General features: G+C 56.8%; 17 protein-coding genes. 14 read left to right on the plus strand and 3 right to left on the minus strand.

Annotated elements, in window-relative coordinates:
• Positions 1-196: 196 nt before the first annotated feature.
• A complete protein-coding gene (gene ompX, locus B4M48_RS06800) occupies positions 197-709 on the plus strand; it encodes an outer membrane protein OmpX (RefSeq protein ID WP_039383413.1) in 513 nt (170 codons plus the stop codon).
• Between the two features lie 138 nt (positions 710-847).
• On the opposite strand, the gene B4M48_RS06805 is transcribed toward ompX, so the two are convergent.
• A complete protein-coding gene (locus tag B4M48_RS06805) occupies positions 848-1039 on the minus strand; it encodes a hypothetical protein (RefSeq protein WP_039383414.1) in 192 nt (63 codons plus the stop codon).
• Between the two features lie 224 nt (positions 1040-1263).
• On the opposite strand from B4M48_RS06805, the gene mntR reads away from it, so the two are divergent.
• The 8 genes from mntR (at position 1264) to B4M48_RS06845 (ending at position 11652) form a co-directional block, all read left to right on the plus strand.
• Positions 1264-1722: a manganese-binding transcriptional regulator MntR gene (gene mntR / locus B4M48_RS06810; RefSeq protein WP_039383416.1), complete on the plus strand. Its 459-nt coding sequence runs from the start codon at positions 1264-1266 to the stop codon at positions 1720-1722.
• A gap of 21 nt (positions 1723-1743) precedes the next feature.
• Entirely contained in the window at positions 1744-2853 is a 1110-nt protein-coding gene (locus tag B4M48_RS06815) for an SLC13 family permease (RefSeq protein WP_039383419.1), read from the plus strand.
• Positions 2854-3014: 161 nt separating this feature from the next.
• A complete protein-coding gene (locus tag B4M48_RS06820; RefSeq protein WP_071669024.1) occupies positions 3015-4166 on the plus strand; it encodes an HlyD family secretion protein in 1152 nt (383 codons plus the stop codon).
• Positions 4163-5731, plus strand: coding sequence for a DHA2 family efflux MFS transporter permease subunit (locus B4M48_RS06825; protein WP_071669025.1), 1569 nt, complete (start codon positions 4163-4165; stop codon positions 5729-5731). The genes B4M48_RS06820 and B4M48_RS06825 overlap by 4 nt, the downstream gene beginning before the upstream one ends.
• Before the next feature lies 1 nt (position 5732).
• On the plus strand, positions 5733-7247 hold the full coding sequence (locus B4M48_RS06830) for an efflux transporter outer membrane subunit (RefSeq protein WP_288656284.1): 1515 nt from the start codon (positions 5733-5735) through the stop codon (positions 7245-7247).
• 242 nt (positions 7248-7489) lie between these two features.
• A complete protein-coding gene (locus B4M48_RS06835; protein ID WP_288656286.1) occupies positions 7490-8968 on the plus strand; it encodes a sugar porter family MFS transporter in 1479 nt (492 codons plus the stop codon).
• A gap of 405 nt (positions 8969-9373) precedes the next feature.
• Positions 9374-9775, plus strand: coding sequence for an H-NS family nucleoid-associated regulatory protein (locus B4M48_RS06840; RefSeq protein ID WP_039383432.1), 402 nt, complete (start codon positions 9374-9376; stop codon positions 9773-9775).
• 284 nt (positions 9776-10059) lie between these two features.
• Complete coding sequence (locus tag B4M48_RS06845) at positions 10060-11652, plus strand: ABC-F family ATPase (protein WP_039383434.1); 1593 nt, start codon at positions 10060-10062, stop codon at positions 11650-11652.
• A 55-nt stretch (positions 11653-11707) separates the two neighbouring features.
• On the opposite strand, the gene moeB is transcribed toward B4M48_RS06845, so the two are convergent.
• Entirely contained in the window at positions 11708-12463 is a 756-nt protein-coding gene (gene moeB / locus B4M48_RS06850) for a molybdopterin-synthase adenylyltransferase MoeB (RefSeq protein WP_039383436.1), read from the minus strand.
• A complete protein-coding gene (moeA, locus tag B4M48_RS06855) occupies positions 12463-13698 on the minus strand; it encodes a molybdopterin molybdotransferase MoeA (RefSeq protein ID WP_071669027.1) in 1236 nt (411 codons plus the stop codon). Before moeA ends, moeB begins: the two co-directional genes overlap by 1 nt.
• A 284-nt stretch (positions 13699-13982) precedes the next feature.
• On the opposite strand from moeA, the gene B4M48_RS06860 reads away from it, so the two are divergent.
• The 5 genes from B4M48_RS06860 to gsiD all read left to right on the plus strand — a co-directional run bounded on the left by B4M48_RS06860 (position 13983) and on the right by gsiD (position 20263).
• On the plus strand, positions 13983-14933 hold the full coding sequence (locus tag B4M48_RS06860; protein WP_071669028.1) for an isoaspartyl peptidase/L-asparaginase family protein: 951 nt from the start codon (positions 13983-13985) through the stop codon (positions 14931-14933).
• Positions 14934-14945: 12 nt separating this feature from the next.
• Entirely contained in the window at positions 14946-16781 is a 1836-nt protein-coding gene (gsiA, locus tag B4M48_RS06865) for a glutathione ABC transporter ATP-binding protein GsiA (protein ID WP_145339179.1), read from the plus strand.
• Between the two features lie 61 nt (positions 16782-16842).
• Positions 16843-18378 carry a glutathione ABC transporter substrate-binding protein GsiB gene (gene gsiB / locus B4M48_RS06870; protein WP_039383446.1) on the plus strand — a complete coding sequence of 512 codons (1536 nt, stop codon included), beginning with the start codon at positions 16843-16845 and terminating at the stop codon, positions 18376-18378.
• 48 nt (positions 18379-18426) lie between these two features.
• Positions 18427-19347, plus strand: a complete 921-nt coding sequence (gene gsiC / locus B4M48_RS06875; RefSeq protein ID WP_039383449.1) for a glutathione ABC transporter permease GsiC — start codon at positions 18427-18429, stop codon at positions 19345-19347.
• Between the two features lie 10 nt (positions 19348-19357).
• Positions 19358-20263, plus strand: a complete 906-nt coding sequence (gsiD, locus tag B4M48_RS06880; RefSeq protein ID WP_039383451.1) for a glutathione ABC transporter permease GsiD — start codon at positions 19358-19360, stop codon at positions 20261-20263.
• Positions 20264-20375 lie beyond the last annotated feature (112 nt).

Genomic DNA, 20375 nt, shown 5'->3' on the forward strand with positions numbered 1-20375 from the left:
CATTTTTTGTTCGCAGAATTATTGAACTAAACAGGGAGGCATTTTATAAGTAAAATGAATGACATAGGAAACTTCATTAACTTTCTGTTACACCAAACAATCTCTTGGACAACAAAATCCGGGCAGAGTTTCTCCCTAACTTTTGTTATATTTTTAGCGTTGTCAGGAGAGAAGTATTTTCACATTTGAGGTGGTTATGAAAAAAATTGCATGTCTTTCAGCACTGGCTTGTGTACTGGCAGTTTCTGCTGGCTCAGCCATGGCACAGAGCACCGTTTCTGGCGGTTACGCACAGAGCGATTATCAGGGCGTTGCTAACAAAGCTAACGGCTTCAACCTGAAATACCGCTATGAAGACGGTTCCAACCCACTGGGCTGGATCGGTTCTTTCACCTACACCGAAAAAGATCGTACTGAAGATGGCTTTTACAATAAAGGCCAGTACTACGGCTTCACCGGCGGCCCGGCTTACCGTCTGAACGACTGGGCGAGCATCTACGGCGTTGTAGGTATCGGCTACGGTAAATTCCAGCAGAATGAATCTGCCGGTCAGTCTAAATCTGACAGCAGCGACGTTGGCATCGCTTACGGCGCAGGTATGCAGTTCAACCCAATTGAAAACGTTGCACTGGACGTGGGCTACGAGCAGAGCCGCATCCGCAACGTTGACGTAGGCACCTGGATCGCTGGCGTCGGCTACAGCTTCTAAGTTCAGCTTAGACCAGAGTTGCACATGAAACGGTCCCGCAGGGGGCCGTTTTTTTTTGCCTGAAGAAGATGCCGGTGCAGCAGAGCAAAAAAACAAAAACCCGCCATCGGGCGGGTTAAGCAGTAGCCTTGCGGGCTTTCAGCCGCGCCAGATAATCTGGTTGCACGGGCGTTCACACTTTTTGCCTGCGAGCTTTTCCAGCAGCATCAGGCGGAGCGCAAAGGGCGAGCGGCTGAACAGGCAGAGCAGCGATTTAATATCAAAAGCGGGCTTGCGCTGAGCGGCTGGCGGGCACTTGCCACAATCAAGGCAGTTTTTCAGGGTGCTCATCTTCACCTCCCCATGAATAACAGATGATGCGTAAGCGCTGGTGCGTACCGGACATTGCTGCCTTTTCACGCTTTTCGCTTACATCATGTACAAAGATAGCATTGGCTATACTCTTTAGCCAACACTATTCATGAAAAATTTGTGCTTATTTGCGCCTGGTTTACAATGAGCGCAGCCAGTCCGCACGGCAGGTAAGGTGCGGCAGATAATAAAGAGGAAGCTTAATGAGTCGTCGTGCGAAAAATGCCATCAATACCCCTCAGGGGCCGCTTAAGGATATTGAGGAGCATGTTGAAGGCTTTCGTCAGGTGCGCGAAGCTCATCGTCGTGAATTGATTGATGATTACGTCGAGCTGATCTCCGATCTCATTCGTGAATTTGGTGAGGCGCGTCAGGTGGATATGGCGGCGCGCCTCGGCGTATCGCAGCCTACTGTGGCAAAAATGCTGAAGCGCCTGAGCACCACCGGCCTGGTAGAGCAGGTGCCCTATCGTGGCGTCTTCCTGACGCCGGAAGGTGAAAAACTCGCAGAGGCGAGCCGCGTTCGCCACCATATCGTTGAAACGTTTTTGCTGGCATTAGGCGTCAGCCCGGAGACCGCACGCCGCGACTCTGAAGGGCTGGAGCATCACGTCAGCGACGAAACCCTGGCCGTCTTTCAGAAATTTTATGAGAATCGCTAACTTATAAGGCCTGCCGCTATCATGCCCATCGTGCTTCGATCCTTAATGCGTGACCGTATTTTGCATTTGTTGTTACTGCTGGGTGTGATACTGCTGCCGCTGGCAGAGTATCGCTGGTCGCAGCTGCCGGCTTCTGTCGACTGGCAGACCATCATGACGCTGACCGGCCTGCTGATGCTGACGAAAGGGCTGGAGAACAGCGGTTATTTTGACGTACTGGGCGCTCGCCTGATTCAGCGCTTTCAGCATGAACGTGCGCTGGCGCTGTTTATGGTCTGCGCCGCCGCGCTGCTTTCAACCTTTCTGACCAACGATGTCGCGCTATTTATTCTGGTGCCGCTGACGCTGACGCTGCGCAAATTTTCCCATCTGCCGGTCTCGCGGCTCATTATCTTTGAAGCACTGGCGGTTAACGCCGGATCGCTGCTGACCCCGGTCGGCAATCCGCAAAATATCCTGCTGTGGAGTCACGGCTCGCTGAGCGTGGGCGGATTCATCCTGCAGATGCTGCCGCTGGCAGCCGTGCTGATGATAACGCTGGTCGCGCTGACCTGGTGGAGCTTCCCGGCGCAGCACATAGATAAACACAGTGACGCCGGTGCGCAGCAGTGGAGCCGGCGCCTGTTCAGCGTCAGCCTGCTGCTCTATATCGTATTTATCGTGGCGCTGGAGCTGAAGATGACGGGCTGGGCGCTGCTGCTGGTCGCCGCCTGCTTTTTGATCATGGCGCGAGGGGTGCTGGCCGCCATTGACTGGAGCCTGCTGCTGGTTTTTGTCGCAATGTTTATCGACGTCTTTTTGCTCATGCATCTGCCTGCGCTGCAGCCGTGGTTTGCCCGTATCGGACAGCTGGGGGAGGGCGGTATCTATTTACTGGCTATCGGCCTGTCGCAGTTTATCAGTAATGTCCCGGCCACTATCCTGCTGCTGCAAAAAACCGATCCCTCTGTGGTGCTCGCCTGGGCGGTGAATATTGGCGGCTTTGGCCTGCTGCCGGGCTCGCTGGCGAACCTGATTGCGCTGCGCATGGCGCAGGATAAAAAAGTCTGGTGGCGTTTTCATCTCTTCTCACTGCCGATGCTGGCGTGGTCAATGCTGTGCGGCTGGCTGCTGCTGCAGTGGCTTCACTGAGTGCGGGCGCTGGCTCTTCAGCGCCTTTTCAGCGACTGTGGCAGAACGTGCCGCCTGTCTCTGCTTATGTAAAGTTACACTGGAATTTGTCAATTTATTATCTAATGTTAAGTTGACCGTTTATGCCCGGGGATCGGGCTTTCAGCCAGTGATGACAAATTATGAGCGAAAATCAGCAGCAGGACCCGCAGAAGCCGTCAGATAACGACAACGATCCGCAGCAGGACAACAGCCAGCAGCAGCAGGACAAAAACAGGGATGACGATCAGCCGCGTAAGCGACCGGGTAAAAAGCCGCTGATTATTCTCGCGATTGTTGTGGTGATTATGCTGATAGTGGGGTTCTGGTTCTGGTTTACCACCCGCAATATTGAAACCACCGATGACGCCTTTACGGAAGGTAACGCCGTTACCGTGGCACCTAAAGCCTCAGGCTACGTGGTGCAGCTGCTGGTAAAAGATAACCAGCGGGTGAAAAAAGGCGATCTGCTGGTGGTGATCGATCCGCGCGACAGTGCTGCACAGCGCGATCAGGCAAAAGCACAGCTGGGGCTGGCTCAGGCTCAGCTGCATCAGGCGCAGGCGCAGCTGGCGCTGTCGCGCGTGCAGTATCCGGCGCAGCGCGATCAGGCGCTGGCGCAGCAGGCGAGCGCGCAGGCGAACTTACTTAATGCGCAGGCGGATTACCGCCGGCAGCGCGGCGTGGATCCCCGCGCCACGTCTCAGCGTAATATCGATACCGCCGCGGCGCAGCTGCGCTCAGCGGAAGCGCAGCTGCAGAGTGCTAAAGCGCAGGTTGAGGTCGCCTCACAGGTCAAACTGCAGATCCGGCAACAGGAAACAAATGTGGAAGCGCGCCAGCAGCAGGTGGAACAGGCGCAGGCGCAGCTTAATACCGCAGAGCTGAATCTCTCTTACACTGAAGTACGTGCCCCTTACGACGGTTTTGTCACCAAACGCAACGTGCAGCTCGGTACGCTGGTGCAGGCGGGGTCAGCCCTTTTTTCGCTGGTGTCACCCGACATCTGGATCACCGCTAATTTTAAAGAGTCACAGCTGGCGCGCATGAATCCGGGTGACAAAGTCGAGATCAGCGTGGACGCATGGCCTGATATGAAACTGCACGGCCACGTCGACAGCATCCAGATGGGGTCAGGCTCACGTTTCTCCGCCTTCCCGTCGGAAAACGCTACCGGTAACTATGTGAAAATTGTGCAGCGCGTCCCGGTTAAAATCGTTATCGATAGCGGACTGGATCCTGCTCATCCACTGCCGCTTGGACTCTCGGTAGAGCCTGAGGTGACAGTAGAATGAGTGCAGGCGAGAGCTGGCGCCCGGCCAGCAACCCCTGGCTGGTCGCCATCACGGTTACGCTGGCGGTGTTCATGGAGATCCTGGACACCACCATCGTAAACGTTGCGCTGCCGCATATTGCGGGTTCGCTCTCCTCCAGCTATGACGAATCCACCTGGGTACTCACCTCCTACCTGGTTGCGAATGGCATTGTGCTGCCGATCTCCGCCTTCTTTAGCCGTCTGTTTGGCCGCAAGCAGTTCTTCCTGATCTGTATTGTGATGTTCACTATCTGCTCATTTCTCTGCGGCATTGCCACCGAGCTGTGGCAAATCATTCTGTTTCGCGTGCTGCAGGGCTTTTTTGGCGGCGGCCTGCAGCCGGTTCAGCAATCGGTACTGCTCGACTACTTCAAGCCGGCCGATCGCGGTAAAGCCTTTGGCCTCTCTTCAATTGCGATTATCGTAGCACCGGTGATTGGCCCGACGCTGGGCGGCTGGATCACCGACAATTACAGCTGGCGCTGGGTCTTCTTTATTAATATTCCGGTAGGGATTTTAACCGTGCTGGCGATTTACCAGCTGCTTGAAGATCCGCCGTGGGAACGCAAGTGGGATAAAGGCCGGCTGAAAATTGACTATATCGGCATCAGCCTGATCACGCTTGGCCTTGGCTGTCTGCAGGTGTTTCTCGATCGCGGTGAAGATGAAGACTGGTTCGCTTCGCACTTTATTCGTCTGTTCGCCATGCTGGCCGCGGTGGGGCTGGTGGGCGCGGTCTACTGGCTGCTCTATGCGCGTAAGCCGGTCGTGGATATCCGCGTGATGAAAGATCGCAACTTCTGGGTCGCCGGTCTGCTGATGGCCGGTATGGCTATGATCCTCTACGGCAGCTCAGTGGTGCTGCCGCAGCTGGCGCAGCAGGATCTGGGGTATACCGCCACCTGGTCAGGACTGGTGCTGTCGCCCGGAGCCGTATTGATCGTGCTGACCATTCCGCTGGTACTGAAGCTGATGCCAGTTGTGCAGACTCGCTATATTATCGCCTTCGGCTTCAGCTGCCTGGCGCTGGCCTTTTTTTACTCCAGTACGCTGACGCCGGACGTGGATTTTAAAACCCTGGTGATGATGCGCAGCGCGCAATCTATCGGGCTGGGCTTTCTGTTTGTTCCGCTTACCACCATTGCGTTTGTCACCATCCCGCAGAAGCTTAACGCCGATGCGTCCGCGCTGTTTACCATGTTTCGTAACGTGGCCGGCTCTATCGGTATCTCACTGGCAACCGCCGGGATCACCGAGCGTGAACAGGTGCGTTCCGCGCACATGGTGCATAACATGTCGCCGCTGAATGAGCAGTTCAACCTGACACTGCAGCAGTGGGCTCAGGCGATCCGCGATTTTACGCAGGTAGCTGGCGATCCGCTGCAGCTTGCCGCGGGTCAGCTCTATCAGGAGATGATCGCTCAGGCGCGCATTCTGGCCTATATCGACGTGTTCACGGGACTGAGCATCGTCGCCATGATACTGATCCCTCTATGTTGGTTACTTTCGCCGATTAAGAGCGAAGGCAGTGCAGGAGCACACTAAAATGAGAACCTTTTCGCGCGTTGCGCTGCCGCTGACGCTGCTGCTGGCGGGCTGTGCCGTCGGCCCCGACTATCAGCCCCCGCGCCCGCAGACGCCCGGCAGCTTTCGCGCACTGTCGTCACAGGAAAACTCTAAGCCACTGGCCGCCGCACCCAACCCGCTCTGGTGGCGCAGCTTTAACGATCCGCAGCTCAATAGCCTGATCGATCGCGCCATCAGCGGTAACCTCTCGCTGCAGCAGGCGGTGTTACGCATCGCCGGTGCGCGGCAGCAGCTGGCGCAGGCGCGCGGGGGGCTGTTTCCCGCGCTGAATGGCTCAGCTAAAGTCACGCGCCAGCAGCTGGGCCTGAAAGGTCTGCTGAAATCCAACGGCGTATACGATCGGGTGGATGATGATATCGCCGGACAGCTGGATGGACTGAACCATTCCGTAACGCTCTATCAGGGCAGCTTTGATGCCAGCTGGGAGCTGGATATCTGGGGCAAGGTACGCCGGCAGATGGAGGCCGCCGATGCGCAGCAGCAGGCGGCTGTCGCACAGCGTGACGACGTGCTGATTTCAGTGGAAGCTGAAGTGGCGCGCGCCTATCTGCAGCTGCGCGGGGCGCAGGCGGTGCTGGCTACGCTGCAGACGCAGATAAAGGTGGCGCAGGAGACCTGGGAGCTGACGCAAAGCCAGCAGCAAAACGGGCTGGCACCGGCGACAAATGTGGAAAATGCCCGGGCGCAGCTCGCCTCGCTTAATGCGCAGCTGCCGCAGTATGAGGCGCAGGCGCGGCAGGCGATGAACGGTCTGGCGGTCCTGCTCGGTAAAACGCCCGGTGCGCTGGATAGTGAGCTGATGACGGCGAAAGCGCTGCCAGCCTTGCCAGGTCTGGTACCGGTAGGGATCCCGGCGACGCTGGCGCGCCGGCGGCCCGATATTCGTCAGGCTGAAGCCACGCTTCATGCGCAGACCGCCAATATTGGCGTCTCGGTTGCCAGCCTCTTCCCGGATCTCTCCCTGACGGGGCAGCTCGGGGTCAGGAACACCGACGCCAGCTACCTTGATGACTGGAGCAGCCACTTTTTCAGCATCGGTCCGTCACTCTCTATTCCGATTTTCCAGGGCGGACGACTGGTTTCCAGCGTGAAGCTGGCGCGGGCACAGCAGGCCAGCGCCGCGCTGGATTACCGGCAGACAGTGCTGACGGCGCTGCAGGATGTGGAGAATGCGCTGGTCAGCTACCGGGCGGATCAGCAGCAGGTTACCGCGCTGGATGAAACCACCGGCGCACTGCAGCGGACATTCGACCTGGCCAGCGACAGTTATCGACAGGGCCTGACGACCTTTCTTGACGTGCTGGATGCGCAGCGGCAGCTGGCGCAGGCAAAAGCACAGTCGGTTCAGGCGCGTACGCAAAGCGCGCTCGATCTGGTCGCGCTCTATAAAGCGCTGGGCGGCGGCTGGGAAAATTATCAGCAGGTGACTCTGCCAGATTACGCAGTATTTGGTCCGGCCACGCAGGTCAACTGACCCCCGGGTCGTCCCGCCACCGGGACGACCTGATAATTGAAATAAATGTTCCTTTTTATGTAAGGATTAAATTTTGAGCGTATTGTCGCTGACATAAAAAGAGATTCACGCTGAGTTTATGTGATCGGCATCTGATTTCCTGGCATCAGTTATGATGAACATGGCAAAACTAAAATTTCATATTTAATTTTTATGGCAAAAATACTCTATTTTTGATGCATCTTTCAGAAATGGAGTTAGTTATGCCTCGTGAAACCTGGCTTACCCTCAATAAAGCCTCAGGGCCGAACAGTAATACGCGTACTGAACCCTTTGTTAAAGTCATTGCGGCCGTTGCCACCCTCGGCGGGCTGCTGTTCGGCTATGACACCGGCGTCATCTCCGGCGCGCTGCTATTCATGGGGGATGATATACATCTGACGCCATTAACCACCGGCCTGGTCACCAGCAGCCTGCTGTTTGGTGCGGCATTTGGCGCGCTGATATCGGGGCATTTTGCCGCAGCGGTCGGGCGGAGAAAAATCATTCTGGTACTGGCAACCATTTTTGCGGCCGGCGCGCTGGGCACGGCGCTGGCACCAGATGCTGAATGGATGATTTTCTTCCGCCTGGTCCTCGGGGTCGCCGTCGGCGGCGCGTCTGCCACCGTTCCGGTCTATATTGCGGAGATGGCCCCTGCCAATAAACGCGGTCAGCTGGTCACAATGCAGGAGCTGATGATCGTCTCCGGCCAGATGCTGGCCTATATCTCTAATGCCGGGTTTCATGCCGCCTGGGGCGGTGAGAGTACCTGGCGCTGGATGCTGGCGGTGGCGACGCTGCCCGCGGTGCTGCTCTGGTTTGGCATGATGTTTATGCCGGATACGCCGCGCTGGTATGCCATGAAGGGGCGTCTGGCTGAAGCCCGCAGAGTCCTGGAGCGGACCCGCGCACGCGAGGACGTGGAGTGGGAGATGACCGAAATCACTGAGACGCTGGAAGAGGAGCAGCAGCAGCGTCCGCGCCTGCGGGAGTTACGCCAGCCCTGGCTGCTGAAGCTCTTTTTTATCGGCACAGGCATAGCCGCTATTCAGCAGCTCACCGGCGTCAACACCATCATGTACTATGCGCCGGTAATGCTGAAAGCAGTCGGTATGGATGATAATGCGGCATTGGTTGCTACTATCGCCAATGGCGTTATCTCAGTGCTGATGACCTTTGCGGGGATCTGGCTGCTTGGGCGTATCGGACGCCGCCCCCTCGCGCTTATCGGACAGATAGGATGTACCGCCTGCCTGGTTCTGATCGGGGCCGTCAGCTACTTCATGCCGGAAACGGTAAACGGTCAGCCTGATATGCTGCGCAGCTATATGGTCCTGCTGGGCATGCTGCTGTTTTTAAGTTTTCAGCAGGGAGCGTTATCACCGGTTACCTGGCTGCTCTTATCCGAAATTTTTCCGACGCGGCTGCGCGGTATATTTATGGGCGGGGCGGTATTTGCCATGTGGCTGACTAATTTTACTATCTCGTTACTGTTTCCGCTGCTGCTTGCCTGGGTGGGGCTGTCAGGTGCCTTTTTTATTTTTGCCGCAGCCGGCCTGTTCGGTACGCTGTTTGTTTTCTGTTGCGTACCGGAAACCCGTAATCGTTCACTGGAGCAGATTGAACATTATCTGCGCGACTGGCTGACGGAACCGTCGCCGCGTCAGGTAATGAGGCCATCGGCCCAGAAGGGTGGTTAAAAAAAAGATTTCTCTGATAAAACCGGCGCAGGCCGGTTTTTCTTTTTAGTCCGTCAGTCAGGTGAAGATCCACATCAATAAAACGCGCATTAAAAGTGAATAAGGGATTCATGATTAATTATTTTTACGCTTCGCCTGCAGAATGTCACAAACTAAAATTTTGCTAACTACTTGTTTCGCTCGCGGGATTAGCAAATGAAATCGATATCAATGCAACAGCTGCCGGGAAACCTTATCAGTTTATTAACGCTTAATGTTAACCGGTGAGGGTTATCCTTACTGAACAATAACAATAAGCGAACCTGTTAAGAATAATCCGGTCTGCAAAATTAATTTATTTTTTTATTTGAATTGGGTAATCTTGCCGCTACAGTTTATTTATACCCCTTAAACAAGGACATTGTGATGAGTGACGCATTTAAAGTACTGAACAACATTCGCACATTACGTGCGCAGGCGCGTGAACTGCCACTGAGCGATCTGGAAGAGATTCTGGAAAAATTAACTGTCGTTGTGACTGAGCGTCGTGAAGAAGTTGAAGCCGAAGAAGCGCAAAACCGCGAAAAAGAAGAGAAGCTGTCTAAATATCGCGAAATGCTGCTGGCTGATGGCATCGATCCTAACGAATTACTGGGCGCACTTGAAACCGGTAAAAAACGCGCCAAGCGCGCACCGCGTCCGGCTAAATATACTTATACCGACGAAAACGGTGATGAAAAATCCTGGACCGGTCAGGGCCGCACGCCAGCAGCGATTAAAAAAGCGCTGGATGCCGGCAAGAGCCTGGACAGTTTCCTGATTAAATAAGCGACGCAATCCTTGTATATGGGAGCCGGGGGCATATTGCCCCCGGTTTTTTTTATTGGCTGACGTTTTAATTTGTGTAACAAACTGCGCTAACTGATAACGATGACGTAACGTCGGCAGGCGAGAAGCGTCTGCTGCCGGATGCCGGCAACACTATTTTGCGTCTGCTAACAATCCCTTTGCGTAAAAGCTGCGCCAACGCCAGGCGCAGACTGGCTCATATAGCCCATCTCTGGCATAATGCCCGCTGTTTTTTCATCCACCGTGTAACAAAGGTCAATGCCGTGTTAGTTTCCAGCAATATCACTATGCAGTTCGGCAGCAAGCCGCTGTTTGAAAATATCTCCGTTAAGTTTGGCGGGGGTAACCGTTACGGTTTAATCGGTGCAAACGGCAGCGGTAAATCGACCTTTATGAAAATACTGGGCGGCGATCTGGTGCCTACCAACGGCAATGTCTCACTCGATCCCAACGAGCGTATTGGTAAGCTTCGTCAGGATCAGTTTGCCTTTGAACAATATAGTGTGCTGGATACGGTCATAATGGGGCATCAGGAACTCTGGGCCGTAAAAGAAGAGCGCGATCGTATTTACGCACTGCCAGAAATGAGTGAAGCAGAAGGCTACAAAGTTGCCGATCTCGAAGTCGCCTACGGTGAAATGGATGGATATAGCGCGGAATCCAGGGCCGGTGAGTTATTGCTGGGCGTCGGTATTCCGGTGGAGCAGCATTACGGGCCGATGAGCGAAATCGCACCGGGCTGGAAACTGCGTGTGCTGCTGGCGCAGGCGCTGTTCTCTAATCCCGATATTCTGCTGCTTGATGAGCCGACGAACAACCTGGATATTGATACTATCCGCTGGCTTGAGCAGGTGCTGAACGATCGTAACAGTACCATGATCATCATTTCGCATGACCGTCACTTTTTAAATATGGTCTGCACCCATATGGCGGATCTTGATTATGGTGAGCTGCGCGTTTATCCCGGTAATTATGATGAATATATGACCGCGGCGACGCAGGCGCGCGAACGTCTGCTGGCCGATAACGCGAAAAAGAAAGCGCAGATTGCTGACCTGCAATCTTTTGTCAGCCGCTTCAGTGCTAACGCCTCTAAATCCCGTCAGGCAACATCGCGCGCAAAACAGATTGATAAAATCAAACTGGATGAAGTCAAAGCCTCCAGTCGTCAGAACCCTTATATTCGCTTTGAGCAGGATAAGAAATTATTCCGTAATGCGCTGGAAGTTGAAGCGCTGACGAAAGGATTTGATAACGGCCCGCTCTTTAATAAGCTGAATCTGATGCTGGAAGTGGGCGAGAAGCTGGCAATTCTGGGTGCCAACGGTATCGGTAAATCCACGCTGCTGAAAACGCTGGTGGGCGAATTAACGCCGGACAGCGGCAGCGTTAAATGGTCTGAAAATGCGCGCATCGGCTATTACGCACAGGATCATGCCGAAGATTTTGCCGAAGACCTTAGCGTGTTCGACTGGATGAGCCAGTGGAAGCAGGATGGCGATGATGAACAGGCCGTGCGCAGCGTACTGGGCCGCTTACTGTTCAGCCATGATGACATCAAAAAACCGGCCAAAGTGCTGTCGGGCGGTGAGAAAGGCCGGATGCTGTTTGGCAAGCTGATGATGCAGAAGCCTAACATTCTGATTATGGATGAGCCGACCAACCACCTGGATATGGAATCGATCGAATCACTGAACATGGCGCTGGAGATGTATGAAGGCACGCTGATCTTTGTTTCACATGACCGTGAATTTGTCAGCTCGCTGGCGACGCGCGTGATGGAGATGAAAGGTGAGCGCATCGTTGACTTCACCGGCAACTATGAAGATTACCTGCGCAGTCAGGGCATTTCATAATCCTGCTCATTCTGTCTGCTTAACAGGCCGCCCCACCGGGCGGCCTGTTTGCATTTCAGGGGGAGCCACACACGTCACAGTGTGCGTCCTGCATCACTTTCATGCTGCGAAATTCAGCGCGCATTGCGTCATACATCAGCAGGCGAGAGCGGGCGGGTTCACCAAACGCGGTAAGCAGTTTCAGCGTCTCCATCGCCTGCATCGCGCCAATTACGCCCACCAGCGGGGCCATGACGCCAGCTTCCACACAGCTCAGCGTCTGTTCGCCAAACAGGCGGCTGATACAGCGGTAACAGGGCTCGCCAGGCTGCCAGGTAAAAACGCTTAGCTGACCTTCCATGCGGATCGCCGCACCGGAAATCAGCGGGACTTTTTGCCGGAAACAGAGGCGGTTCAGCTGCTCACGCGTGGCCACATTATCTGTGCAGTCCAGCACCGCGTCATGCCGCGCAATCAGTGCGCTCAGCGTCGCATCGTCGGCCTGCACGTCACAGGTTTCAATAATGCAGTGCGGATTGATTGCCGCCAGCTGCGCGCGCGCTGATTCTACTTTGGGCTGGCCAATCGTCTCATCGCGATGCAGGATCTGCCGCTGCAGATTGCTCAGGCTGACGGTATCAAAATCGAGCAGCGTCAGATACCCCACGCCGGCGGAGGCGAGCCAGGGGGCAGCCGCGCATCCCAGCCCCCCCAGGCCGACGATCAGCACGCGTGACTCAGCGAGCTGCTCCTGTGCGGTAAAGTCGAAGCCGCGCAGGACAATTTGCCGGTTATAGCGCAGCATCTCTTCATGCGTCAGTTCGCGTGACATTACCCCTCCAGCAGGCTGTTAAAGGGCTCAACCTCAACCCATTCACCCGCTTCTGCCGTACCGCGTTCGCGCTCCAGCACAATAAAGCAGTCGGCCAGCGCAAACGAACTGAAAACATGTGAACCCTGCGCACCGGTGGAGCGCACCTCCAGCACACCTTCGCTGCTGCGGCTGAGCACGCCACGCTGAAAATCGAGGCGCCCCGGCGATTTTTTCAGGCGATCCAGCGTTCGCGCACGCTGGCGCAGCGGCATTGCCGGCGTTGTCTGGCCGCTCAGCCTGACCAGCAGCGGCTGCACCAGCTGATAAAAGGTCACGGCGGCGGAGACCGGATTGCCCGGCAGCCCGCAGAACAGGCTATTCGCCAGCTGGCCGAAAGCGAACGGTTTACCTGGCTTGATCGCCAGCTTCCAGAAGCTGACAGATCCGAGTTCGTTGAGGATCTCCCGGGTAAAATCAGCTTCGCCCACGGAGACACCGCCGGTGCTGATGACCACATCAGCCTGGCTGTCTGCTGTGGTAAAGGCGTGACGCAGCGCGGCCGGGTCGTCCGCGATAACGCCGAGGTCGATGACGTCGCAGCCCAGCTTGCTGAGCATCAGAGAGACGGTAAGGCGATTGGTGTCATAAATCTGGCCCTCTGCCAGCGGTTCACCCACCGCCTGCAGCTCATCCCCGGTGGAGAATATCGCCACGCGCAGTCTGCGCCGTACCGTTACCCTGGCAATGCCCAGCGAGGCGAGCAGCGGCAGCTCAGCGGCACCCAGCCGCACCCCCGCTGCCAGAACCTGATGCCCGGCGCGAATATCTTCACCAATACGGCGGATATTCTGGCCTGCGCTTACCGGCGCCGTCATCACAATACCATCCGCGTGCTGCTCCGTTTGCTCCTGCATGACTACCGCGTCGCAGCCTGCCGGTATCGGAGCGCCGGTCATAATACGGATCGCGCTGCCTGCCGGCCATTCACCGTGCCAGGGAGAACCGGCAAAGGCTTTGCCCGCCACGGCAAGCGGCGCGCCAGCGCCGAGATCGCTCAGCCGTACCGCGTAGCCATCCATTGCGGAGTTATCAAATGAGGGGACATCCAGCGGTGAAACCACCGCCTCTGCGGTAATGCGCCCGGCAGCATTAGCCAGGCTAACCTGTTCAGTCCCGCTGACCGGTTGCAGCGGTTGCAGCATCATGTGCTGCGCCTCTTCCAGTGAAATTAAGCCTGCGGTGTTGGGTTCCATATCGCTCCCTGGCGGATAAATGTCAGATGTCACCTATTATGGGTTAAGGCGCTGGCGTAAGGCCAGACCCGTTTGGCGCGGCCGCACAGATCGCGCGGTGAGCCGCCAATGGGGTCTGCCGGCAAAGGAAAAAGATATAAAGCCTGAGAAAAGGTTATGAGGGCTGATGCACTTTCTGCTTTACAAGCTGCCGGGTGCTTCCTATAGTCGAAAATTGTCTGAAAATGATGAAAACCATTCTAAATCAGTGTTTTTTCTGCTGATAATCCTGACAGGTGCAGCTAATGACCAGGGCAGTAATCGCTATCCACGGCGGCGCGGGCGCGCTTTCCCGCAGTACCATGAGCGCGACGCGCGAGCAGCAATACCGGCAGCAGCTGCACGACATTGTCGCAGCGGGGCAGCAGATTCTGGCCGCGGGCGGCAGCGCGCTGGATGCGGTGACAGATGCGGTGCGGCGGCTGGAAGCGTGCCCGCTGTTTAATGCCGGACGGGGCGCGGTGTTCACTCATCAGGGCACACACGAGCTGGACGCCAGCATCATGGATGGCCGCACGCTGCAGGCGGGCGCAGTAGCGGGCGTCAGCCATATTGAACATCCGATCCTCGCCGCGCGTAAAGTGCTGGAGGCGAGTCCCCACGTGCTGCTGATCGGCGCCGGCGCAGAAGCCTTTGCCGTGGCGCAGGGGCTAAAACCCGTTGCCGCTGACTTTTTCTCAACGCCAGAACGCCTGGCGCAGCTGCTGCGCGTGCGCGACAGTAACACCACGCAGCTCGATCACGACGCGGCTGCTACGCCGCTGGATGAGGATCGCAAACTCGGCACCGTGGGTGCGGTGGCGCTGGATATGCACGGCAATCTTGCCGCGGCGACTTCAACCGGTGGCATGACCAACAAGCAGGCTGGCCGCGTGGGCGACTCGCCGCTGATTGGCGCCGGCTGCTATGCCAGCAACGACAGCGTGGCTGTCTCCTGCACCGGTACCGGCGAAGTCTTTATGCGAACGCTGGCCGCTTATGATGTTGCGGCACAGATGAAATATGCAGGACGCTCGCTGCAGCAGGCGACCGCCAGCGTCATCCACGACACCATTCCGGAGCTGGAAGGCAGCGGCGGGCTGATTGCAGTTGATGCACAGGGTAACCTTGCACTGCCGTTTAACAGCGAAGGCATGTACCGGGGTTTTGCTTACGTTGAGGGTGCCGTTGAGGTGGCCATTTACCGCGACAGCTAAGGAGCAGGCAGAATGGAACAGCAACAGGTGCTGGCGGTACGCGATCTGTGCGTCACTTTTCAGCATGAAGAGAGTAAAACTGAAGCGGTGCGTCATCTTTCGCTCGATCTGCTGCGGGGAGAAACCCTGGCGCTGGTCGGGGAGTCTGGCTCAGGGAAATCAGTGACGTCACTGGCGCTGATGCGCCTGATTCAGCAGGCGGGCAGCGAGATCAGCGGTGAGATAAAGCTGCGTCGCCGAAACGGGGAGATCCTGGACGTCATGCGCGCGTCGTCCGGTCAGATGCGGCAGGTGCGCGGCGCTGACATGGCGATGATCTTTCAGGAGCCGATGACCTCGCTGAATCCGGTATTTACCGTGGGCGAACAGATTGCTGAGTCAGTACGACTACACCAGAAGATGAGCCATCAGCAGGCGCTCGCTGAAGCGCGGCGCATGCTGGATTTGGTACGCATTCCGGATGCGCACGCTATCCTGTCGCGTTATCCGCATCAGCTCTCTGGCGGGATGCGCCAGCGCGTCATGATTGCGATGGCGCTCTCCTGCCGGCCCGCACTGCTGATTGCCGATGAGCCGACGACGGCGCTGGATGTCACTATTCAGGCGCAGATCCTGCAGCTTATCCGCGTGCTGCAAAAAGAGATGCAGATGGGCGTGATTTTTATCACGCACGATATGGGCGTCGTCGCTGAAATGGCCGATCGCGTGCAGGTCATGTATCGCGGCGATGTTATCGAACAGGCGCCGGTGCAGCAGCTGTTTAACGCGCCGGCTCAGCCTTATACCCGCGCGCTGCTGGCGGCCGTGCCCCGGCTGGGCGCGATGAGCGGGCAGCCACTGCCGGCAAAATTTCCTCTGCTGAGCACCACCGGGCAGGAGGCGCCGGCTCTGCCGCAGGATACCGTGCGTCGCGATCGCCCGCCGGTGCTGCAGGTGCGCGATCTGACAACTCGCTTCGACCTGCGTAGCGGTCTCTTTAACCGGGTTACGCGCCGGGTGCACGCGGTAGAGAAGGTGAGCTTTGATCTCTATGCCGGAGAGACGCTGGCGCTGGTTGGCGAGTCGGGATGCGGTAAATCGACCACCGGTCGTTCACTGCTGCGGCTGGTCGCCAGTCAGGGCGGCAGCATCACCTTTAACGGTCAGCGTATCGACGCGCTGCAGGGGAGCGCGCTGGCGGCGCTGCGGCGCGATATTCAGTTTATTTTTCAGGATCCCTACGCCTCGCTCGATCCGCGCCTCACGGTAGGCTTTTCTGTGATGGAGCCGCTGCTGGTCCATCGCGTGATGAGTCGCGCGCAGGCGGAGAAGCGCGTTGCCTGGCTGCTGGAGCGGGTAGGGCTGCAGCCGGAGCATGCGCAGCGCTACCCGCATGAGTTCTCAGGCGGCCAGCGGCAGCGCATCTGTATTGCGCGAGCGCTGGCGCTGAATCCCAAAGTGGTCATTGCGGATGAGTCCGTGTCAGCGCTGGATGTCTCGGTCCAGGCGCAGATTATCAATCTGATGCTGGATCTGCAGCGGGAAACCGGCATCGCTTTTCTGTTCATTTCGCATGATATGGCGGTGGTGGAGCGTATCAGCCACCGTGTAGCGGTGATGTATCTGGGGCAGATCGTTGAGACAGGACCGCGCCAGGCAGTGTTTGAGCAGCCGCGTCATCCTTATACCCGCAAACTGATGGCGGCCGTACCGGTGGCGGACCCGGCACACCGGCATCGCGAACGGGCGTTAATGGTTGATGAGATCCCCAGCGCCGTACGTCCGCTGGGGGATGAGCCGGACGTCGCGCCGCTGCTGGAGGTGGCGCCAGGACACTTTGTGGCACGCCATGCGATCGGTGGCGCCTGACGAATAACATAGCGTCCTGAACCCAGGACGCAGCACAAGGGACTACAGGAGAAGCACCATCATGCACCAGATTATGCGTAACGGGATTATCACCGCTGGCGTGCTGAGCGCTGCGCTGACGCTGCCCGCCTGGGCGGCAAAAGATGCGGTCATTGCCGTGAGCTCAACCTTTACCACGCTGGATCCTTACGACGCCAACGACACCTTGTCGCAGGCGGTTGCCAAATCTTTCTATCAGGGGCTGTTCAGCTTTGATAAAGAGATGAAGCTGGTAAACGTGCTGGCCGAAAGCTCTCAGGCCAGTGATGACGGGCTCACTTACACCATCAAACTGCGTTCCGGCATTAAATTTCAGGATGGTACCGATTTCAACGCTGAGGCGGTTAAGGTGAACCTCGATCGCGCCAGTAATCCTGATAACCATCTCAAACGCTATAACCTGTTCAAATATATTGCGACCACGGAAGTGGTCGATCCGCTCACGGTAAAAATCACGCTGAAGCAGCCTTTTTCAGCGTTTATCAACAACCTGGCGCATCCGGCGGCGGCGATGATTTCGCCCACCGCGTTGAAAAAGTATGGCAAAGAGATTGGCTTCCATCCGGTCGGCACCGGCCCTTATGTGTTTGAAACCTGGAATCAGACCGATTTTGTCAAAGTGAAAAAGTGGGCGGGATACTGGAAGCCGGGCTATCCGAAACTCGATACCATTACCTGGCGTCCCATCGTGGATAACAACACCCGCGCGGCCATGCTGCAGACCGGCGAGGCGACGTTTGCTTTTCCGGTGCCCTTTGAGCAGGCCAAACGCCTTGAAAGTAACGCTAAGCTGAACGTCATTACCACGCCTTCGATCATGCAGCGTTATATCAGCCTGAACGTCACGCAAAAGCCGTTTAATAACCCGAAAGTGCGTGAAGCGCTGGAATATGCCATTAACCGCGAGGCGCTGGCAAAAGTGGCGTTTGCCGGTTATGCCACGCCCGCTACCGGTATCGTGCCGCCCTCTATCGATTTCGCTCAGCGTTATCCGGCTATCAAATACGATCCGGCTAAAGCGCGGGCGCTGCTGAAAGAAGCGGGCTACGGCAACGGCTTTGAGACCACGCTCTGGTCCTCGCATAACCACAGCACGGCGCAGAAAGTGCTGCAGTTTACCCAGCAGCAGCTGGCGCAGGTGGGCGTGAAGGTGAAAGTCACCGCTATGGATGCCGGACAGCGCGCTGCGGAAGTGGAAAGCAAAGGGCAAAAAGAGAGTGGCGTACGCATGTTTTATACCGGCTGGTCCGCCTCGACCGGTGAGGCCGACTGGGCGCTGACGCCGCTGTTCGCCACGACCTCCTGGCCGCCAGCGATCTTCAATACCGCGTTTTACAGTAATCCGCAGGTGGATAAAGATCTGGCTGATGCATTAAAGACCACCGATCGTGAACGCAAAGCGCAGCTCTATAAAGATGCGCAGGATCGCATCTGGAATGACCATCCGTGGATCCCGCTGGTTGTCGAGCAGCTGCTCTCGGCCAGCAACAAAAACCTGACCGGGTTCTACGTCATGCCGGATACCTCGTTTAATTTCGACGAAGCGGATCTGAAGTAACCAGACTGGCCAGCCGCTCCGGCTGGCCGCTGCTGCGCAGGATGTTGCATGCTCAACTACTTTTTAAAACGCTTGCTGGGACTGATCCCCACGCTGCTGATTGTTGCCGTACTGGTGTTTCTGTTTGTACATCTGCTGCCCGGCGATCCGGCCCGTCTGATTGCCGGCCCCGAAGCGGATGCCTCCGTTGTTGCGCTGGTACGCAGCGAACTCGGGCTGGATCAGCCGCTGATCCAGCAGTTCTGGCATTTTATTTTCAATGCGCTGCAGGGAGAGTTTGGCCAGTCGCTGGTCTCAAAACGCCCGGTGGCGGACGAAATTGCGCAGCGCTTCTACCCGACGCTGTGGCTGACGCTGACCAGTATGGCGTGGTCAGTGCTGCTGGGTATGGCGCTGGGTATTGTCTCTGCCGTGTGGCGCAACCGCTGGCCCGATCGCATCGGCATGACGCTGGCGGTTTCCGGCATCTCGTTCCCGGCCTTTGCGCTGGGTATGCTGCTGATGCAGATCTTTTCGGTGGAGCTGGGCTGGCTGCCCACCGTGGGCGCAGATAGCTGGCAGCACTATATTCTGCCTTCTCTCACGCTGGGCGCTGCCGTTGCCGCGATTATGGCGCGCTTTACCCGCGCCTCATTTATTGAGGTTTTGCAGGAAGATTACATGCGCACCGCCCGGGCTAAAGGCGTGCGCGAATCGCTGGTGGTGGTGAAACATGGGCTGCGCAACGCCCTGATCCCGGTGGTCACGATGATGGGCCTGCAGTTTGGTTTTCTGCTGGGAGGATCGATCGTGGTGGAGGTGGTGTTTAACTGGCCTGGCCTCGGTCGCCTGCTGGTGGACTCCGTGGAGATGCGGGATTACCCGGTGATTCAGGCGGAAGTTCTGCTGTTTTCACTGGAATTTATCCTGATCAATCTGATTGTCGATATGCTTTACGCGGCAATCAATCCGGCTATTCGCTACAAATAAGGAGTCGCGATTGAAAAACTGGCGACGCGATGCGGTGGTGAAACAGCTGCCGCACCTGACGGAAAACCGGGTGCGTACCCCGTGGCGTGAGTTCTGGCGCCGTTTTCGCCAGCAGCATGTGGCGCTGCTGGCGGGCAGCTTTGTCCTGCTGCTGATTGTACTGGCCTTTATTGCGCCGTGGATCGCGCCTTTCGATGCGGAAAACTATTTTGACTACGATCGTCTGAATGAAGGGCCGTCGTGGCTGCACCTGTTTGGCGTGGACTCGCTGGGGCGGGACATTTTCAGCCGGGTGCTGGCAGGCACCCGTATTTCACTGATGGCGGGATTCTTCTCTGTCATTATCGGCGCGTTGATCGGTACGCTGCTGGGTCTGCTGGCGGGGTACTATGAGGGCTGGTGGGATCGGCTGATTATGCGCATCTGCGACGTGCTGTTTGCCTTTCCCGGTATTCTGCTGGCGATAGCGGTCGTCGCCATTATGGGCAGCGGGATGAGCAACGTTATTGTGGCGGTGGCGATTTTCAGCATACCTGCGTTCGCCCGGCTGGTGCGCGGTAACACGCTGGTGCTCAAGCAGCAGACCTATATCGAGTCGGCGCGCAGCATTGGCGCGTCAGATCGCACGATTATTTTTCGGCATATTTTGCCCGGCACGATTTCCTCCATCATGGTCTATTTCACCATGCGTATTGGTACCTCAATTATCACCGCCGCCAGCCTCTCTTTTCTGGGGCTCGGCGCACAGCCGCCTACGCCGGAGTGGGGAGCAATGCTGAATGAAGCGCGAGCGGATATGGTGATGGCGCCTCACGTCGCTATTTTCCCCAGCCTGGCGATTTTCCTGACCGTTCTGGCGTTTAACCTGCTGGGTGACGGCCTGCGCGATGCGCTGGATCCAAAACTGAAAAGCTGAGCAGCGAACCGGCCCGGGCTACTAAAAGTGTCTAATATTAAAGGAGCAGCGATAACGCTTTCACAGATTTTCCCCGGGCCGTTGCGCAGGACGTTGCTCCGCCGGTAAGGAT

Origin of the sequence: Pantoea sp. UBA6567 (assembly GCF_002434165.1) — a bacterium.
Lineage (GTDB): Bacteria > Pseudomonadota > Gammaproteobacteria > Enterobacterales > Enterobacteriaceae > Pantoea > Pantoea eucrina.